General features: G+C 74.6%; 19 protein-coding genes. 14 read left to right on the top strand and 5 right to left on the bottom strand.

Annotation, left to right across the window (positions count from 1 at the left end; all coding sequences use genetic code 11):
* Positions 1-29 precede the first annotated feature (29 nt).
* Together AB7F12_RS05970 and AB7F12_RS05965 are read left to right on the top strand one after the other, a co-directional pair.
* Entirely contained in the window at positions 30-464 is a 435-nt protein-coding gene (locus AB7F12_RS05970) for a GlcG/HbpS family heme-binding protein (protein ID WP_428502415.1), read from the top strand.
* A 40-nt stretch (positions 465-504) separates the two neighbouring features.
* Positions 505-873, top strand: coding sequence for a hypothetical protein (locus AB7F12_RS05965; RefSeq protein WP_428502414.1), 369 nt, complete (start codon positions 505-507; stop codon positions 871-873).
* A gap of 6 nt (positions 874-879) precedes the next feature.
* Here AB7F12_RS05965 and AB7F12_RS05960 read toward each other — a convergent pair whose 3' ends face one another.
* A complete protein-coding gene (locus AB7F12_RS05960; protein ID WP_428502413.1) occupies positions 880-1,332 on the bottom strand; it encodes a protein-tyrosine phosphatase family protein in 453 nt (150 codons plus the stop codon).
* A 226-nt stretch (positions 1,333-1,558) separates the two neighbouring features.
* On the opposite strand from AB7F12_RS05960, the gene AB7F12_RS05955 reads away from it, so the two are divergent.
* The gene (locus AB7F12_RS05955) at positions 1,559-2,350 is read left to right on the top strand and encodes a putative protein N(5)-glutamine methyltransferase (RefSeq protein WP_428502412.1); all 792 of its coding nucleotides are present in this window, start codon (positions 1,559-1,561) and stop codon (positions 2,348-2,350) included.
* Here the strand turns inward: AB7F12_RS05955 and AB7F12_RS05950 are convergent.
* The gene (locus AB7F12_RS05950; RefSeq protein ID WP_428516354.1) at positions 2,347-2,982 is read right to left on the bottom strand and encodes a helix-turn-helix domain-containing protein; all 636 of its coding nucleotides are present in this window, start codon (positions 2,980-2,982) and stop codon (positions 2,347-2,349) included. The genes AB7F12_RS05955 and AB7F12_RS05950 overlap by 4 nt on opposite strands.
* A gap of 36 nt (positions 2,983-3,018) precedes the next feature.
* On the opposite strand from AB7F12_RS05950, the gene AB7F12_RS05945 reads away from it, so the two are divergent.
* Positions 3,019-3,237 carry a VOC family protein gene (locus AB7F12_RS05945; RefSeq protein WP_428502881.1) on the top strand — a complete coding sequence of 73 codons (219 nt, stop codon included), beginning with the start codon at positions 3,019-3,021 and terminating at the stop codon, positions 3,235-3,237.
* Positions 3,234-3,395 (top strand): hypothetical protein, encoded by a 162-nt coding sequence (locus AB7F12_RS05940; protein WP_428502882.1) that lies wholly within the window; start codon positions 3,234-3,236, stop codon positions 3,393-3,395. Before AB7F12_RS05945 ends, AB7F12_RS05940 begins: the two co-directional genes overlap by 4 nt.
* 18 nt (positions 3,396-3,413) lie before the next feature.
* Here the strand turns inward: AB7F12_RS05940 and AB7F12_RS05935 are convergent, their stop codons facing one another.
* Positions 3,414-4,097, bottom strand: a complete 684-nt coding sequence (locus AB7F12_RS05935; protein WP_428502883.1) for a hypothetical protein — start codon at positions 4,095-4,097, stop codon at positions 3,414-3,416.
* 177 nt (positions 4,098-4,274) lie between these two features.
* Here AB7F12_RS05935 and AB7F12_RS05930 point away from each other — a divergent pair, with 177 nt between their 5' ends.
* From AB7F12_RS05930 to AB7F12_RS05905, 6 genes are all read left to right on the top strand, one after another.
* Positions 4,275-4,538 (top strand): hypothetical protein, encoded by a 264-nt coding sequence (locus AB7F12_RS05930; protein ID WP_428502884.1) that lies wholly within the window; start codon positions 4,275-4,277, stop codon positions 4,536-4,538.
* The gene (locus tag AB7F12_RS05925; RefSeq protein WP_428516350.1) at positions 4,499-5,518 is read left to right on the top strand and encodes a bile acid:sodium symporter; all 1,020 of its coding nucleotides are present in this window, start codon (positions 4,499-4,501) and stop codon (positions 5,516-5,518) included. Before AB7F12_RS05930 ends, AB7F12_RS05925 begins: the two co-directional genes overlap by 40 nt.
* A 136-nt stretch (positions 5,519-5,654) precedes the next feature.
* Positions 5,655-8,651, top strand: a complete 2,997-nt coding sequence (locus AB7F12_RS05920) for a response regulator (protein ID WP_428500470.1) — start codon at positions 5,655-5,657, stop codon at positions 8,649-8,651.
* Positions 8,648-9,370, top strand: a complete 723-nt coding sequence (locus AB7F12_RS05915) for a response regulator (RefSeq protein ID WP_428500471.1) — start codon at positions 8,648-8,650, stop codon at positions 9,368-9,370. Before AB7F12_RS05920 ends, AB7F12_RS05915 begins: the two co-directional genes overlap by 4 nt.
* Positions 9,367-10,119 carry a MinD/ParA family ATP-binding protein gene (locus AB7F12_RS05910; protein ID WP_428500472.1) on the top strand — a complete coding sequence of 251 codons (753 nt, stop codon included), beginning with the start codon at positions 9,367-9,369 and terminating at the stop codon, positions 10,117-10,119. Before AB7F12_RS05915 ends, AB7F12_RS05910 begins: the two co-directional genes overlap by 4 nt.
* A gap of 2 nt (positions 10,120-10,121) precedes the next feature.
* On the top strand, positions 10,122-11,975 hold the full coding sequence (locus AB7F12_RS05905; RefSeq protein ID WP_428500473.1) for a patatin-like phospholipase family protein: 1,854 nt from the start codon (positions 10,122-10,124) through the stop codon (positions 11,973-11,975).
* A gap of 88 nt (positions 11,976-12,063) precedes the next feature.
* Here the strand turns inward: AB7F12_RS05905 and AB7F12_RS05900 are convergent, their stop codons facing one another.
* Entirely contained in the window at positions 12,064-13,272 is a 1,209-nt protein-coding gene (locus tag AB7F12_RS05900) for a cation:proton antiporter (RefSeq protein ID WP_428500474.1), read from the bottom strand.
* An 83-nt stretch (positions 13,273-13,355) separates the two neighbouring features.
* Positions 13,356-14,042 (bottom strand): alpha/beta fold hydrolase, encoded by a 687-nt coding sequence (locus AB7F12_RS05895; RefSeq protein ID WP_428500475.1) that lies wholly within the window; start codon positions 14,040-14,042, stop codon positions 13,356-13,358.
* Between the two features lie 137 nt (positions 14,043-14,179).
* On the opposite strand from AB7F12_RS05895, the gene AB7F12_RS05890 reads away from it, so the two are divergent.
* The 3 genes from AB7F12_RS05890 (at position 14,180) to AB7F12_RS05880 (ending at position 16,089) form a co-directional block, all read left to right on the top strand.
* Complete coding sequence (locus tag AB7F12_RS05890) at positions 14,180-14,542, top strand: DUF1801 domain-containing protein (RefSeq protein ID WP_428500476.1); 363 nt, start codon at positions 14,180-14,182, stop codon at positions 14,540-14,542.
* Positions 14,543-14,670: 128 nt separating this feature from the next.
* A complete protein-coding gene (locus AB7F12_RS05885; protein ID WP_428500477.1) occupies positions 14,671-15,357 on the top strand; it encodes a hypothetical protein in 687 nt (228 codons plus the stop codon).
* A 135-nt stretch (positions 15,358-15,492) separates the two neighbouring features.
* Positions 15,493-16,089, top strand: coding sequence for a GDSL-type esterase/lipase family protein (locus tag AB7F12_RS05880; protein WP_428500478.1), 597 nt, complete (start codon positions 15,493-15,495; stop codon positions 16,087-16,089).
* The last annotated feature ends 80 nt before the right edge of the window (positions 16,090-16,169 follow it).

Below are 16,169 nucleotides of genomic sequence, written 5' to 3'. Positions count from 1 at the left end.
GACCGACCGCGGCATGGCAGGCTCCCTGCGTGAGCATCACTCTCGCGCAGGCCCAGACCGTCGTCACCGCCGCTCTCGCCCACGGCACCGAGCAGGGCTTCAACCCGCTCACCGTGGCGGTCCTCGACCCGGGCGGCGCCATCGTCGCGCTCGCGCGCCAGGACAACTCCGGCAACCTGCGCCCCGACCTCGCCGTCGCCAAGGCCTACGGCGTGCTCGCGCTCGGCATGACCAACCGCGCCATCGCCGCCCGCGCCGCCGACTCCCCCGAGTTCTTCACCTCCGTCGCCGCCCTCGCGGGCGGGCGCATCCTGTCCGTCCCCGGCGGCGTCTTCGTCCGTGACGGCGACGGGAACCTGCTCGGCGCCGTCGGCGTCACCGGCGACGCCTCGCTCAACGACGAGGCCGCCGCCCTGGCCGGAATCCGGGCCGCCGGGCTCGTCGCGGTCACCGGAGCCGAATAGGGGGCTGCCAGACCGTCGCGGGCGCGGCAGGATCGGGGGTATGACCCCCGATCTCGTGCGCGCCTTCGAGACCGCGGTCAACGCGGTCGACGTCGACGCGGCCGCCGCGCTGGCCACCGACGACATCGAGGTCGGAGGCCCGCGCGGCGTCGCACAAGGCGTCGACGTCCTGCGCCGGTGGGTGTCGGGGTCGGGCATCACGCTGACGACGGTGCGCTGGTTCTCCCGCGGCGACGTCGGCGTCGCGTTGCAGGACGCGCGCTGGATCGACGACGACAACACCCGCAGCGTCGCCACCGAGTTCACCGGGCGTGACGGCCGGATCAGCCGGATCGTCCGCCACGACGACGGCCTCGACGCCGCCCTGGCCGCCGCCGGGCTCAGCGAGGACGACGAGCAGCCGCTCTGAGCCCCGTCAGGCGATCAGCGTCGGGAACGTGCGGATCCAACGCTTCTGACCGGGCGTCTCGACCGCACGCGGCCGGTAGTGGGCGCGCACCCAGGCGAGCGCGTCGTCGGCGGGGTGCCCGGCGAGGATCGCCATGCACGCCATGACGGTTCCGGTGCGTCCCGTGCCGCCGTGGCACGCGACCTCGACCCGTTCCCCGTCGCGCGCCCGTTCGTAGGTGGCGACGATCCGCGCCGCGGCGTGGGCCTCGTCGCGCGGGGTGCGGAAGTCCGGCCAGTCGAGCCATTCCGAGGGCCAGGCGGGCGGCTCGACGGGTGCGCGGGAGAACCACCGGCGCCCCGGGGAGCCGAGGTAGAGGCCGAACTCCGGGTCCGGGCCGGCCGGGAGCGGCCGGCTGCGGCCCCGGCCGCGCACGAGGGTGCCGTCGGGCAGCGCGATGGCTCCGGTCAACGTGCTCACGGGCGGAATTGTCCCGCTCCCGGCCGGGCGCCGGTCGGGCGCCGGTCCGGTGCCCGTCCGGCGTGTGATCAGAGCGATGGCCGTGCGCTCATGACACGCGCGGTGCCGGCTCCCGACCGCGAGCGTGTCGCCGGCGCGCTGCCGCTGCGCTGACGACACGCCCGGACGCGGGCCGGGTACCGGGGGCCGGGCAGCCAGGGCCGGGGGCAGGCGCGAGACTCACCCCGTGGCCGGTCCCGCGTCGTTCGACCGCACCGTCGAGACGCTGCGCGCCGCGGGGTGCGTGTTCGCCGAGGACGAGGCGGCGCTGCTGCACGCCGAGGCTGCGTCGGCCGACGCCCTGGCGAGGATGCTCGCGCGCCGGGTCGCGGGTGACCCGCTGGAGCAGATCGTCGGGTGGGCGGAGTTCCGCGGACTGCGGGTCGTCGTCGAACCGGGGGTGTTCGTGCCGCGCCGGCGGACGGGTTTCCTGGCCGGGCTGGCGGTCGCGGCCGCCCGGGAGGGCGCGGTCGTCGTCGACATGTGTTGTGGCGCCGGGGCCGTCGCGATGGCGGTCCGCGCCGAGTCGAAGGCCGGGGAGGTGCACGCGGCCGATGTCGACGCTGCCGCCGTGGCCTGCGCGCGGCGCAACCTGCCACCGGGACGCGTGCACCTCGGTGACCTCTTCGCCGCGCTGCCGGCGCGGCTGCGGGGGCGGGTGGACGTCGTCGTCGCGAACGCGCCCTACGTCCCGACCGGCGCCGTCGCGGCGATGCCGCCCGAGGCCCGGCTCCACGAGCCGTTGGTCGCCCTGGACGGCGGTGGCGACGGCCTCGACGTCGCACGCCGGGTCGTCGCCGGCGCGCGGGGGTGGCTGGCCCCGGGCGGTGTCCTGCTGGTGGAGACGAGTGTCGGGCAGGCTCCGGCGTTGCGGGAGTGGTTCGTGCGCAACGGGTTCGCTGCCGCGGTCGAGGTCGACGAGGAGATCGGCGGTACCGCGGTGCGGGGCGTGCTCGACGCTGGTCCGGGGTGCGCCTAGTCCGGGGTGTCGACGAGCAGCCGGGTCAAAGCGTCGGCGAGCCAGGCGGCGAACCGTTCGTCGGGGTAGGCCAGCCGCCGGTGCACGACGGGGTCGAGCAGGACCGCCGCGGTCCGGACGGCCTCGTCCCGGTCGAGGCGCAGGGGCGCCCGGGCGGCCGTCCCGTCGACGACCCAGGCGGCGATCGTGCGGCGGCGCCGGTCGATCTCGCGGGCCAGCTCGGCGATCGCGGGGTCGCCCGCCGCGGCCGCGTCGACGACGGCGTGCACCCCGCTGACGCGGGTGGCGACCGTCGCGACCAGGTCGGCGACGGCGGTGAGGAACGCGGTCACGTCGTCTCGCCGGGCGGCGGCCCGGGCGGCGGGGCGGTCGAGCATCGCGACGGGCTCGTCGTCGCCCGCGGTCGTGGCGTCGACGACGGCTGCGAGGAGTGCGCGTTTGGTGCCGAAGAGCTGCTCGACGGTCGGTACCGACACGCCGGCCCGCGCGGCGACGGCCCGCATGCTCGTCGCGGCGTAGCCCGTGGTGAGGAACTCTTCGCGGGCGGCGTCGAGCACGGCCGCGCGGGTGTGTCGCGCCCGCTCGCGCCGGACCGTCGAGCGATAGCGCCTGGTCGGTTCCGATGAGTTCACTATGGTGTGACCATATCCGATGAGAGGGGCCCGACCGTGCCACCCACACTCGCCGCGGGCAAGCTCGCGTACCTGCTGATCACGGTCCCCGACATCGAGCGCGCCGCCCGGTTCTACGCCGAGGTGCTCGGCTGGCGCGTGGCCCGCAAGGACGACGGCCGGACCGCCTTCGACGACGGCTGCGGCGAGGTCTCCGGGCACTGGGTGGCCGGGCAGCCGCCCGCCGGACCGCCGGACCGCCGGGGATCCTGGTGAACGTCCTGGTCCGCGACGTCGCCGCGACCCTCGATGCCGCGGTCGCCGCGGGCGGCGCCGTCGACGAGCCGCCGTGGGGTGAGCCGCCGGAGCTCCACGCGCGGCTGCGCGACCCGGCGGGCAACGTCGTCGGCATCTTCGCGCAGGGCGGCTGGTGACACCGCCCGGAGCACGGGTCAGGTCCGGGCGGGGGCGATCCGGGTCACGGAGCGGGCATCGGGGACCTGCCGCGGCGGCCACAGCGCGGCGACGGCCCCACCGACGACGAGCCCGCCCAGCATCACCAGCCCGTGGGCGTCGTCGCGGACGATCAGGACCACCCCGATCGCGGCGACCAGCGCGGCCATCACGATCGGCAGCGGGTGCGGGCGGCGCACGACGAGCAGGGCGGTGGTCGTCGCCATCAGGAAGAACATGGCCGCGGAGTTGCCGCCGCCCGGCGAGGGGAAGACCCACGTCGTCAGCGCGTTGAACGCCACCACCCCCGCGACGAACAGGGCGAGAGCCCGCTTCGGGCCCCAGAGGTGCACGGCGAGCGGCGCGAGCACGGCGAACCACACGAGGTTGGACACCGTCCCGGAGAGGCCGCCGTCCTGGACGGTCACCGACGTCAGCAACCGCCACAGCTGACCGTCCCGGATCAGGTCGGGCCGGCGGGACAGGGCGTCGTAGACCGGGTGCCACGCGAGCTCGACCAGCGACGGGACCGCGACGGCGAGCCACAGCCCGACGGCGGCGGCCCGCGGCCTGCGCAGCCACAGCAGGGGGTTGCCGAGCGCAGGCTGGGTCGCGACGAGCGTCGCGAGCAGCATCGCCGCGTACAACGGTCCGCTCCAGTCCCCCTGGCCCGACGTGTCCACCGTCGCCTCCTCGTCGTCACCACGATCGTCGCGGCGGCCCGGCGCCAGGGTCCGTGCCGACGGTCGCGTCGTCGCCACGACATCCGTCACGGCCCGCGTCCCGGGCTCCGGGGTTGCATCCCGTACCCGGGTACGGGCCTACCGTGGTGACGAGCCGTCCGACAGGGAGGTCACCCGATGGGCTGGGCACCGGATTCGTGCACGTTGCCGGCCGGGGAGCGGCCGTTGCGGGAGGCGGAGTTCGACGTGGTGTTCGCCCGGTCGCTCGCGCCCCCACACCGCGACCGACCCACCCGGCTGCTGGTCCGCCTGCCGGCGGGCGATGCGGAGGCCGTCGGGCACCTGGCGGCGCGTGCCGACCTGCACGCCGTCCTCGACGCCCGCTGCGAGAGCCTGGTGTCGTGCGCGACCCCGGGGTCCCCCCTCCCCTGCCCCGCCTGACGGGGGCGGCGGCGGCGCTGGAGCGTCGACAGGTCCCGCTGTACGTGGGCGCGATCGTGGTGGGCGCGGTGGTGGGGCTGCTCGCGCCGGCCGCCGGACCGGGCTTGTCGACGGCGGTCAACCCGGTGCTGGGCGCGCTGCTGTTCGTGACGTTCCTGCAGGTCCCGGCCCGCGAGCTGGTCAGGTCCCTGCGGGCGGGCCGGTTCCTGGCCGCGGTGGTGCTGGTGAACTTCGTCGCCGTCCCGCTCCTGGTCGCGGCGCTGGCGGCGGCCCTGCCCGCCGACGACACGGTGCGGGCCGGGGTACTGCTCGTGCTGCTGGCGCCGTGCGTCGACTACGTCGTCGCGTTCAGCCGCCTCGCCGGAGCCGCCGCCGACCGGTTGCTCGCCGCGACCCCGCTGCTGCTGATCGTCCAGATGCTGCTGCTGCCGGTGTACCTGCCGCTGCTGGGCGGCCCGGACATCCGCGGCGACGCCTCCGGGCCGCTGGCCGAGGCGTTCCTCGTGCTCATCGTGGTCCCCCTGGTCCTGGCGTGGGTCGTGCAGGCGTGGGCGGCACGGTCACGGCCGGGTCGTGTCGCCGCCGCCGTGGCCGGGGCGTCGATGGTGCCGTTGATGGTGGCGACGTTGCTCGTCGTCGTCGCCTCGCAGGTCCCGGCCCTGGGCGGGGACCCGGCGGTGCTGCTCGCCGTGCCCGCCTACGTCGTGTTCCTGCTGGTGATGCCGTTCCTCGGCCTCGGCGTCGCCCGGCTGCTGCGGCTCGACGTCCCCGAACGGCGGGCCGTGGTGTTCAGCGGTGCGACGCGCAACTCGCTCGTCGTGCTGCCCCTCGCCCTGGCCCTCCCCGGCGGTGTGGCGGCGGTCGTCGTCACCCAGACGCTCGTCGAGGTGCTCGCGATGGTGGCCTACGTCCGGCTCGTCCCGCGCCTGGTCCGCGACGTGCCCGACCGGCCCGCCGCCGACGACGCGCCGACGCCGTGACGCATCGGGACGCACCCCGGCGGGCACGCGGCCGCCCTCCTTCCGCCGGATGCGCGTCGACCTCCGCCCGAATGCCGGAAGCCGTTCGACGACATCCGGATGACGCGGAGCCCCACCGGCTGCTTTCATCACCGTCATGACGGCGCGGCGACGATCGGACGTGGTGGCGTCGATCGGCACCGCGGAGTTCGAGACCGCGGAGACCGCGGAGCTCGCCCGGCTGGTCCGGGCCGAGCGGATCATGGTCCGGATCCGGTGGGGCGGTGTGGCGTTCGCACTGGTCCAGGTCCTCACCTACTACCTGCCCTACCCGCCCGGGCTGCTGGAGGCGGCGCTCGCGCTGACGGTCCTGCTCGGGGCGGGCAACGTCGCGCTCTGGCGGGCGATCCCGTCGATGACGACGCTGCGGCGGGCGCGGCGGATCAGCGTGCTGGCGTTGCTGCTCAACGCGGTCGTGTTCGTCGGGCTGGTCGCGGTGTACACGTTCGACACCGAGACGGCGATCTGGGCGGTGCTCTACGTGCTGCCCATGGAGGCGGCGATCCGCTTCCAGCTGCGCGGGGCGATGTGGACGATCGGCGGGCTCACCGTCGTCTACACGATCCGGGAGGTGGTCGGCTCCATCGTCTACGGGCACCCGTTCCTGGTCGTGTCGATCACCTACCGGATGGGCATCGGGCTGATCATCGCGTCGGTCGCGGGGGCGATCGCGCAGAGCCTCACCCAGGACCGTCGCCAGCTCGCCGTGCTGGGGCGGGTCACCCGGACTGTGGCCTCGGCGCCGACGCTGCGGACGGTGCTCGACCGGGCGGCCGACGACACCGCCGACCTGTTCCGGGTCCCGTCGGTGGCGGTCGCCCTGGTCGACGAGACCGACGGCGCACTACGGGTGCAGGCGGCGCACGGTGGCGGGTTCACGGCCGGGGCCGAGGTGGGGCGTGACGACGACGGGCCGGTCGGCCGGGCGTTGACGCAGCGCCGCGCCGTCTGGGTGCCCTCGGGGTCGCCGGACGGGCTGCTGCGGCGCCTGGTCGGCCGCGGCCGGTTCAGCGGTGGGCTCGTCGCGGCGCCCCTGCTGGCCCGCGACGAGGTGATCGGCGTCGTGCTCCTCGACACCGGGCGGCGTGACCGCCGGTTCTCCGCCGCCGAGCTGGCGCTGGCCGAGACCGTGGCCGGCCAGCTGGCCGGTGCGATCACCTCGGCCCGGTTGTTCGAGCAGGCGCAGGCCGCCCGCGCGGCCGCCGACGAGGCCAACGAGGCCAAGAGCGCGTTCCTGGCCAACATGAGCCACGAGATCCGCACCCCGATGAACGCCGTCATCGGGATGACCGAGCTGCTGTCGGCCACACCGCTGTCCGACGAGCAGCGCGACTACACCGGTGTGATCGCGCAGAGCGCCGACGGGCTGCTCACCGTCATCAACGACGTCCTGGACTTCTCGAAGATCGAGGCCGGAAAGCTGGAACTGGTCCGGGAGCCGTTCGATCCGCGGGAGTGCATCGAGGACACGCTCGGGCTGCTGGCGCCGCGGGCGGCGGCGAAGGGTCTCGAGCTCGTCGCCGCGGTCGACGGCGACGCCCCCGGGGCCGTCCTCGGCGATCCGGGGCGGCTGCGCCAGATCCTGGTGAACCTCGTCGGCAACGCGGTGAAGTTCACCGAGGCCGGTGAGGTCGTCGTGACGCTGTCCGCACGCCGCGACACGGACCGCTGGGAGCTGCGGATCGACGTCAGCGACACCGGGATCGGCATCGCCGCCGACCAGGCCGCGCTGCTGTTCCGCTCGTTCAGCCAGGTCGACGGATCGGCCACCCGCCGCCACGGCGGCACCGGCCTCGGCCTGGCGATCAGCAGGCGGCTGGCGGAGCTGATGGGCGGCACGGTCGTCCTGGCCGGCGAGCCGGGGCCGGGGTCGACGTTCACGGTGACGGTGCGCGGGGAGCCCGCGTCGCTGCCGGGGCGCGCGCCCGACGGGGCGGTGGAGTCGCTGCGGGGACGGTCGGTACTGGTCGTCGACGACAACGCCACCAACCGCCGGATCCTGATGGCGCACTGCGCGTCCTGGGGCATGACGGCGCGCGCCGCCGCCACCGCGGAGGAGGCGTTGGGCTGGGTCCGGGAGGGAGCGCGGTTCGACGTCGTCGTGACCGACCTGCTCATGCCGGGTCTCGACGGCGCCGCATTCGCCACCGCGCTCGCCGGGATCCACCGGGTACCGACGGTGTGCCTGTCCTCGCTGGGCGCCGACCGCGACCCGGCCGCCCCGATCGACGCGTGGCTCACCAAACCCGTGCGCCGCGCACCGCTGGCCGACACCCTGGTGCGGCTGCTCGGCCCCGGTGCCGACCGGACGGCCCCCGCACCGGCCCCGCCGTCGGCGGCCCCCACCGAGCTGCGGCTGCTGCTCGCCGACGACAACCCCGTCGGGCGGCGGGTCGGTCTGTTGCTCCTCGAACGTCTCGGCCATCGCGCCGACACCGCCACCACCGGTCTGGAGGTGCTGGCCGCGGTGGCGGAGCGCGACTACGACGTCGTCCTGCTCGACGTGCAGATGCCCGAGCTCGACGGCCTGGAGACCGCCCGCCGGCTCACCGCTGCCCGCCCGCCGGGGGCGCGGCCGTGGCTGATCGCGCTGACCGCCAACGCGATGGCCGGTGCCCGCGAGGAGTGCCTGGCAGCGGGAATGGACGACTACCTGACCAAGCCGGTCCGGATCGCCGACCTGGCGGCGGCACTCGACCGCCGGCCGGCAGCGCCCACCGCCGCCGGGAGCGCAGCCGCGAACGTCGCCGCGACGCAGGCCGACCTCGGCGAGCTGGTCGCGACCTACGGCGCGGACGTCGCCGCCGAACTGGTCGGCGAGTTCGCCGCCAACGCCGCGGTGCTCGAGGCGGACCTGCGCGAGGGCCTGACCGCCGCCGACGCGCCGCGGGTACGCCGCGCCGCGCACACCCTCAAGTCCAACGCGGCGCTGTTCGGCGCCACCGACCTGTCGGGCAGGTGCGCCGAGGTCGAGGAACGGGCCGCGGCCGGCGACCTCGACCCCGCCGCCGTGACCGGCATCGCCGACGCGCTGGCGCCCCTCCTGGCCGAGCTGCGCGCCGCCGCCGGCCCCCACGACAAGGTGAGCACGTGAGCGAGCAGCGCGCGGGGACGGTCCTCGTCGTCGACGACGACCCCACCAACCGGCTGCTGCTGCGACGCGGCCTGGAGCGCGAAGGGATCGACGTCGAGACCGCCACCGACGGCGTCGAGGCGCTGGAGCGGCTCGCCGCGCCCGGCATCGACCTCGTGCTGCTCGACCTGCTGATGCCCCGCCTCGACGGGCACGAGGTGCTCGCCCGGATGCGGGCCGACGCGCGGCTGCGCCACGTCCCCGTCATCGTCGTCTCGGGTGCCGACGAGACCGCGGAGGCGGTGCGCTGTATCGAGCTGGGCGCGGAGGACTTCCTGCCGAAGCCGTTCGACCCCGTGCTGCTGCGGGCCCGGATCGGGGCGGGCCTGTCCCGCAAATGGCTGCGCGACGTCGAGCAGGACTACCTGGAGCAGGTCGGGCTCGTCCTGCGGGCCGCGGGCGAGGTGGAGGCGGGCACGTTCACACCGTCGACGCTCGATCGCGTCGCCGCCCGCGACGACGCCCTCGGCGGGCTGGCCCGCACCTTCCAGACGATGGCGCGCGAGGTCCGCGCCCGCGAGCAGCGCCTCGAACAGCAGGTGGGCGCCCTGCGTATCGAGATCGACCAGGCCCGTGCGGCGCGACGCGTCGCCGAGATCACCGAGACCGACTACTTCGCCGACCTGCAGCGCAAGGCCGCGAGCCTGCGCGGCGGCGGCACCGGGACGGAGAGTCCGTGAGCCGCATCGTCTCCATCCACTCCTTCCGGGGCGGCACGGGGAAGTCCAACACCTCGGCCAACGTGGCCGCGCTGCTCGCGGCGCAGGGCCGGCGGGTGGGCGTCGTCGACACCGACATCCTCTCCCCGGGCATCCACGTGCTGTTCGGGCTCGACCAGGACCGGGTCGGGCACTGCCTCAACAGCTACCTGTGGGGGCAGGCCACGATGCCGGAGGCGGCCTACGAGGTCACCCCGCCGGCGCTGACGGGCGGGGGCCGCATCTGGCTGGTCCCGTCGAGCGTCGCGCCGCAGGACATCGCGCGCGTCATGCACGACGGCTACGACGTCGCCCGGCTCGGCGACGGGTTCCGCGCGCTCGTCGACGCTCTCGACCTCGACGTGCTGATCCTCGACACCCACCCGGGCCTCAACGAGGAGACGTTGCTGGCCATCGCGATGTCCGACGCCCTCGCGATCGTGCTGCGCCCCGACCACCAGGACTACGAGGGCACCCAGGTCACGGTCACGGTGGCGCGCAAGCTCGCGGTGCCGACGATGGTGCTCGTCGTCAACAAGTCGCCCGCGGTGTTCGACGAGGACGAGGTCCGCGAGCGCGTCGAGAAGGCCTACGAGTGCCGGGTCGCGACGGTCGTGCCGCACTCCGACGAGCTGATGGCGCTGTCGAGCGCGGGCCTGTTCGCGGTCGAGTTCCCCGACCATCCCGTGACCGACCGGTACCGCGCGCTGGCCGCCGACCTGATGGCGTAGCGATGTCCGAGGACTTCTTCGACCGGGACGCCATCGTCGCCGGACGCGGCCGCGGGCGCAGGCGGCGCACGATGCTGTTCCTCGTCGAGAGCTTCAGCGACCCCGACGGCCCCGACGCCGGTGCGGCCCTCGACTTCCTGGCGTCGACAGAGGTGTTCGGCGGGCTCGACCGCGACGCGCTGCGCGGGCTGCTGCCGCACCTGGAGCCGGTGCACGTCGGCGCCGGGGAGCCGGTCGCGGTGGGCGAGACCTTGCTGCTGGTGGGGCACGGCCGCGTCGAGGTGGTCGGTGCCGACGGGGTGAGGTCCGACCGCGGACCGGGGCAGGTCGTCGACGCCGCGGCACTGCTCGGCGGCCCCCGCGAGGGCGTGCGCGTCGAGGCGGTCCGCGACTCGATGCTGCTCACGTTGTCCGCCACCGCCTTCGAGACGTTCGCGGGCCGCCACCCCGCGGCGCTGCTGGGGTTGTGCCGTCAGCTGGTGCGGCTCTCGACGCGCCCCGTCCCCGCGGACACCGCGCCCCGGGCGGCGAACACCGTCGCGGTCCTGCCTGCCGGCCGTGCCCCGGTGCCGGCCGCGTTCGTCCCGGCGCTGGTCGAGGCGCTCGGCACGCACGGGAGCGTTGCGGTCGTGTCCCGCGACACGGTCGGCGACGAGGCCGCCGACGTCGGCTCCGCCGATCCCCGCAACGGTGCCGTCCTCGCGCGACTGCAGCGGGCCGAACAGCAGCACCGGTTCGTCGTCTACGTCGCCGACGCCGGCGACACGGCCTGGACCCGGCGGTGCGTGCGGCAGGCCGACCGTGTCCTGCTCGTGGCCCGCTCCGGTGCGGATCCGCTGCCCGGTCCCGCCGATCCCCGCCGCTCCGCCGACCTCGTGCTGCTGCATCCGGCGGGCACGGAGAAGCCCGTCGGCACCGCACGCTGGCTCGCCGGGCGCGACGTCGACCTGCACCACCACCTGCGCGAGGGGCGCACCGCCGATCTCGCCCGGCTCGCCCGCCACGTCGCCGGGACCGCGCGCGGGCTGGTGCTGGGCGGCGGCGGGATGCGCGGGTTCGCCCACCTCGGCGTCATGCGCGCCCTCGACGACGCGGGGGTCGACGTCGACGCCGTCGCGGGCACCAGCATCGGCGCGATCATGGCCGGGCTGCGCGCGGGTGGCCTCGACCACGCCGGACGGCTGGAGACGTCGGTCGACGCCATGGTCAGGCAGGGCTCGATGGTGCCCGCGACGCTGCCGCTGGTGTCCTACTCGTCGGCGCGCAAGGTCACCCGGCTGCTGCGCGACGTACCCGTCTTCGGCTGGGACATCGAGGACCTCTGGCTGCCGTTCTTCTGCATCTCCGCCTCGCTCGGCCACGCTCGCGAGGTCGTGCACGACCGAGGGCCGACCTGGCGCGCCATCCGCGCGTCGATCTCGCTGCCCGGCGTCTACCCGCCGGTGCCGCACGAGGGTGACCTGCTCGTCGACGGCGGGGTGCTCAACAACGTGCCCGTCGACGTCATGTCCGCGATGCTGCGCGGCGGGCGGATCGTGGCCGTCGACCTGGCACCCGAGGAGGCGGCGGGGCCCGCGGCGGTGTTCGGGGAGACGCTGTCGGGCTGGCGGGTGCTCGGCTCGCGGGTGCGGCGCCGGACCCCGCTGCACGCACCGGCGTTGCCCGACGTCCTCGTCCGCGGGCTGATGCTGGCGAGCTCGCGGGGCGACAGGGCCCGGCTGGCCGAGAACACGAGCACCGTCGTGTTGCGGCCGCCGCTGGGCGCGGGCGGGCTGCTCGACTTCCGCAACGGCCCCTCGCTCGTCGAGCCGGCCTACCGCTACACGTGTGACGTCCTCCCGACACTCGATCTCTGACCCCGCCGGGTGCGACACCCCGGCTGGTCAGGTCACGGTCGCGTCGATGGGCATCACCGACATCGAGAACCGATCCGGAGCAGTCGCGTCAGACGGCAGGATGCCGCGGCAGGTCCTCGACGTCGGTGGCGGCGCCGACCTTCTCCGGGCGGTGCAGGATCACCGCCAGCGTCGGGAACAGCAGCACCGTCAGCACACCGGCGCCGACGAGCGCCGCAGCATTCTCCGGCAGCATCGTCCCGTTGCGCACCCCGATCTGTGTCAGCGCCACGACCAGCGGCAACGCCGTCGCCGACACCAGCATCGTCTGCACCCGCTCGCGCGCCGACAGCACACCGACATAGATCAGCAACGCCGGCATACCCCGCACGAGCAGCATCAGCCCGAAGAACGCAAGCAGCCGCAACGGCGCCGCCGCGATCGCGTGCAGGTCGATCGTCATCCCCGAGTACACGAAGAAGATCGGGATCAGGAACCCGTGCCCGGCGACGTCCAGCTTCTCCTCCAACGCCGGCGCGCTCCGGCCCGCCCAGCGCCGCAACACCATTCCGGCGACGAACGCGCCCAGGACCGCGTCCAGGTGGAACCGCTCCGTCACCGCCAGCAGCAGCACCAGCAGCAACACCGTGAACCGCAGCGTGATCTGGCTCGTCTCGTGCTGATGCTCGCGCAACACCCCCGACAGCCGGCTGCCCGGCCGGAACGTCCGCGCCGCGACGCTCAGCAGGACCGCCAGCACCACCACCGCCGCCAGCGACAGCAGCGCCACGAACCGGCTCGAGATACCCAGGAACACCGCGATCGCGAGGATCGGCAGCAGCTCGCCCATCGCACCCGTCGCCAGCAGGTGTCCCCCCAGGCGCCCGCGCAGCATCCCGTTCTCCCGAAGGATCGGGACGAGCGTGCCCAGCGCCGTCGTCGTCAACGCCAGCGCGACCGCCACGAACGCGTGCACGAACCCCGTCGCCGACAGGACGGCGGTGATCCCGAGCGCCACCACCAGCGACACCAGCCACGCCAGCACCGCCCGGCGCCCGGTGTCCCGACGGTAGAGCCGTTGGTCGATCTCGTATCCGGCCAGCAGGAACACGAAGCCCAGCCCGAGGTCCGCGAGCGGCTCCACCGGCACCGGGGACGCCAACGCCAGGACCTGCGGCCCGATCACGATGCCGCCCGCCAGCAGCAGCACCACCTGCGGGATGCGCAACTTCGGCACCAGCCCCAGCAACAGCGGCGCCAACGCCGCCACCACCGCTATGGCCAGCAGGCTGTCCAGCGCGCTACCGACGTCCTCCACCTGCAGGTTCTCCTTCACCACGGGCCGCCGCGAATGGGGTCGCGGGACGCGCCCGATCCGTTACCCGAGGTGAAGGTCGTCCCTCAGAGCCTGATGGCCCCCAGCGCCTCCGCCAGCCGGTCCGGCATCGACACCATCGGCTGGTGCGACGACGGCAGCCGCACGACGTGGTCGGCCCGCTGCGCCCACATCTCCTGCGCCTGCGGCGGGAGCAGCTGGTCGTGCTCGCACACGACGTACGTCGCCGGATGCAGCCGGTCGGGCGCTGCACTCGGCGTCGCCGAAGCCGCGAGGGCCACCGGGCGCATCGCGCGCAGCGCCTTCTCCACCCGATCGAACTCGACGTCGGCGCACAGCGTCCGCCACCGCACGTCGAGGTCGTCGACGAACTGCGCCGTCCCGTCGTCACGCATCTCCAGCCACGGCGGTGGCCCGCCCGGCAGCAGGTCCAGCATCGACTGCCCGCGCTGCGGCCAGTACCCGGCCACGTAGACCGTGTGCCCGACCCGCGGATCGGCGGCGAACTCGGTGATCACCACTCCCGCCGACGAGTGCCCGACCAGGACGACCGGTCCGTCGAGCGACCCCACCGCCTCCCCCACGACACCGACGTCCGCCTCCGCCGTGCCCTGCGTCGCCGCGTCCGGCCCGCTCGTCGGAAGCTGCTCGACGACCGTCACCCGATGGCCGTCCGCACGCAGCAGGGAGGCGGTCTCGGCCCAGTAGTCGCCGCCGACGAATCCGCCGTGGACGAGCACGTAGTCGGTCATGCCTCGACTGTGACGCACGTCTCGAACGACGCAATCCGCCTGACGGTCGCGACCCCGGACACCTACCCGCACCGTGCAGGGCCGAACGACCCTGGACAATCCGGACAATCAACCCCGATGCCGAGGAGGACACTCCGATGCCCTCGAAGAAGCCCGCCGCCGACACCACCGCGACCGCGCTCGCCAAGATCGCCGAATGGAAGGACCCCTACCGCGAGATCGGTGAGCGCATCCACCGCGTGATCCTCGACACCGTCCCGGAGCTCGCGCCGAAGATGTACTACGGCGCCCCCGGCTACGCGATCGGCGGCAAGCCGCCCGTCCTGATCTTCTTCCGGCTCGACGACGACACCTTCTCCCTCGGCCTCACCGAGAAGGCCCACCACGAGGTCGAGGACGGCTCGCCGCACCAGCTCATGCAGGCCGCCTGGGTGCTCACCGGCATCGACGACGCCACCGAGGCCCGCATCGCCGAGATCGTCCGCCGCGCCGTGCGCTGACCCCTCCCCTCCCTGCGCCGAGCTCGACGTGGGACCCGGTTCCGCACATCGTCGAACCGGTCCGACGTCGGACTCGGCGCGCAAAAAGGTCCGTGTCGAATCGGGCGTATCGCCCTTAGGTTTTTCGCGTGGACACCGAGAAGATCGTCCCGATCCTCCCCTGCCGAACCCTCGACGACGTCGTCCCCTTCTACGAGGCCCTCGGCTTCGAGATCACCTACCGCCAAGCCCGCCCCAACCCCTACGTCGCCTTCCGCCGCGGCGGCCTCGACCTGCACTTCTTCGGTCTCGACGCCCACGACCCGGCCGGGTCGCTGGGCAACGTGCTCCTCGTCGTCCCCGACACCGCCGCGTTGTTCGACGACTTCGCCGCGGGCCTGCGCGGCCTGTTCGGCGCGCTGCCGACCCGCGGCATCCCCCGCATCACGCGGCCCCGTCGCAAGCAGGGCATCTCGGGCGGGTTCACCGTCGTCGACCCCGGCGGGAACTGGGTCCGGGTCACCTCCGGCAGCGATGACGACACCGACCCGCCGGAAGGCGGTGTGCTGCAACGCGTCCTGGAGAACGCCGCCCGCCAGGGGGACGCCCGCGGCGACGAGACACGCGCGATCGCCGTGCTCGACACAGGGCTGGCCCGCCACCCCGACGCCCCCTGGCCCGACCGGCTCCCGGTGCTGCTCTACCTCGTCGAGCTCCTCGCCCGGACCGGTGACGCCGCGCGCGCCGCGCAGGTCGCGGCCGAGATCCGCAGCCACGGTCTCGACCCGGCGTCCGACGCCGTCCTGACCGAGATCGAGGCGTCCCTGCAACCCTGACGCCCGATCCGGCCGGCGACCTCCGCCGCACGCCGGTCCGGTCAGGCCGGCCCGTCGGGCCGCCCGGCGCAGGTCCGCCGACCCGTCGGGCAACGGCCGCACGACGCAGCGGGAAGACCGTGCGACGCTCGGCCCGTGACCACCGCCCGGGACCTCCGCGTCGTCGCCCTCGGGGACTCGTTCGTCGCCGGGGTCGGCGACCCCGACTGCCGCGGCTGGTTCGGCCGCCTCGTCTCCGCCGCCGGTCGACACGCGATCCCGACGACCGCCTACAACCTCGGCGTCCGCCGCGACACCAGCCGGGACGTCCTGCGGCGCTGGGAACGTGAGGTCGCGGCGCGGCGAGCGCCCGGAAGCGACGAACGCCTCGTCGTCTCCTTCGGGGTCAACGACAGCATCGTCGAGGACGGCGGGCTGCGGGTGGAGCCGGACGAGAGCGTCGCGAACCTGGCGCGCCTCCTCCACGATGCCGGCCTCCCGACGCTCGTCGTCGGGCCGCCGCCCATCGCCGACGCCGCGGTGAACCATCGTGTCGTCGAGCTGAACTCCCGGTTCCGGGACGTCTGCGCCGCGGCCGGTGCACCCTTCGTCGAGGTCGTCGCGGACCTCGGCGACGACGTCGTCTGGACCGCCGAGGTCGCTGCCGGCGACGGTGCCCACCCCGGCCCGGCGGGTTACGACCGCCTGGCCGCGCTCGTCCTGCCGACGTGGCTCGACTGGGTCGGCGCCTGACCCGACCCGGCCGCCGATCCGCACCGCCGCAACCAGGCGATCGACCCGGGTCGCCGCACCAGGGGCCGGCTCACCTGGTC

It is taken from the genome of Pseudonocardia sp. (assembly GCF_050250275.1).
Classification (GTDB): Bacteria; Actinomycetota; Actinomycetes; order Mycobacteriales; family Pseudonocardiaceae; genus Pseudonocardia.
Note: the sequence above shows the minus strand (reverse complement) of the source record. Positions and strands in the feature narration are given on the sequence as shown.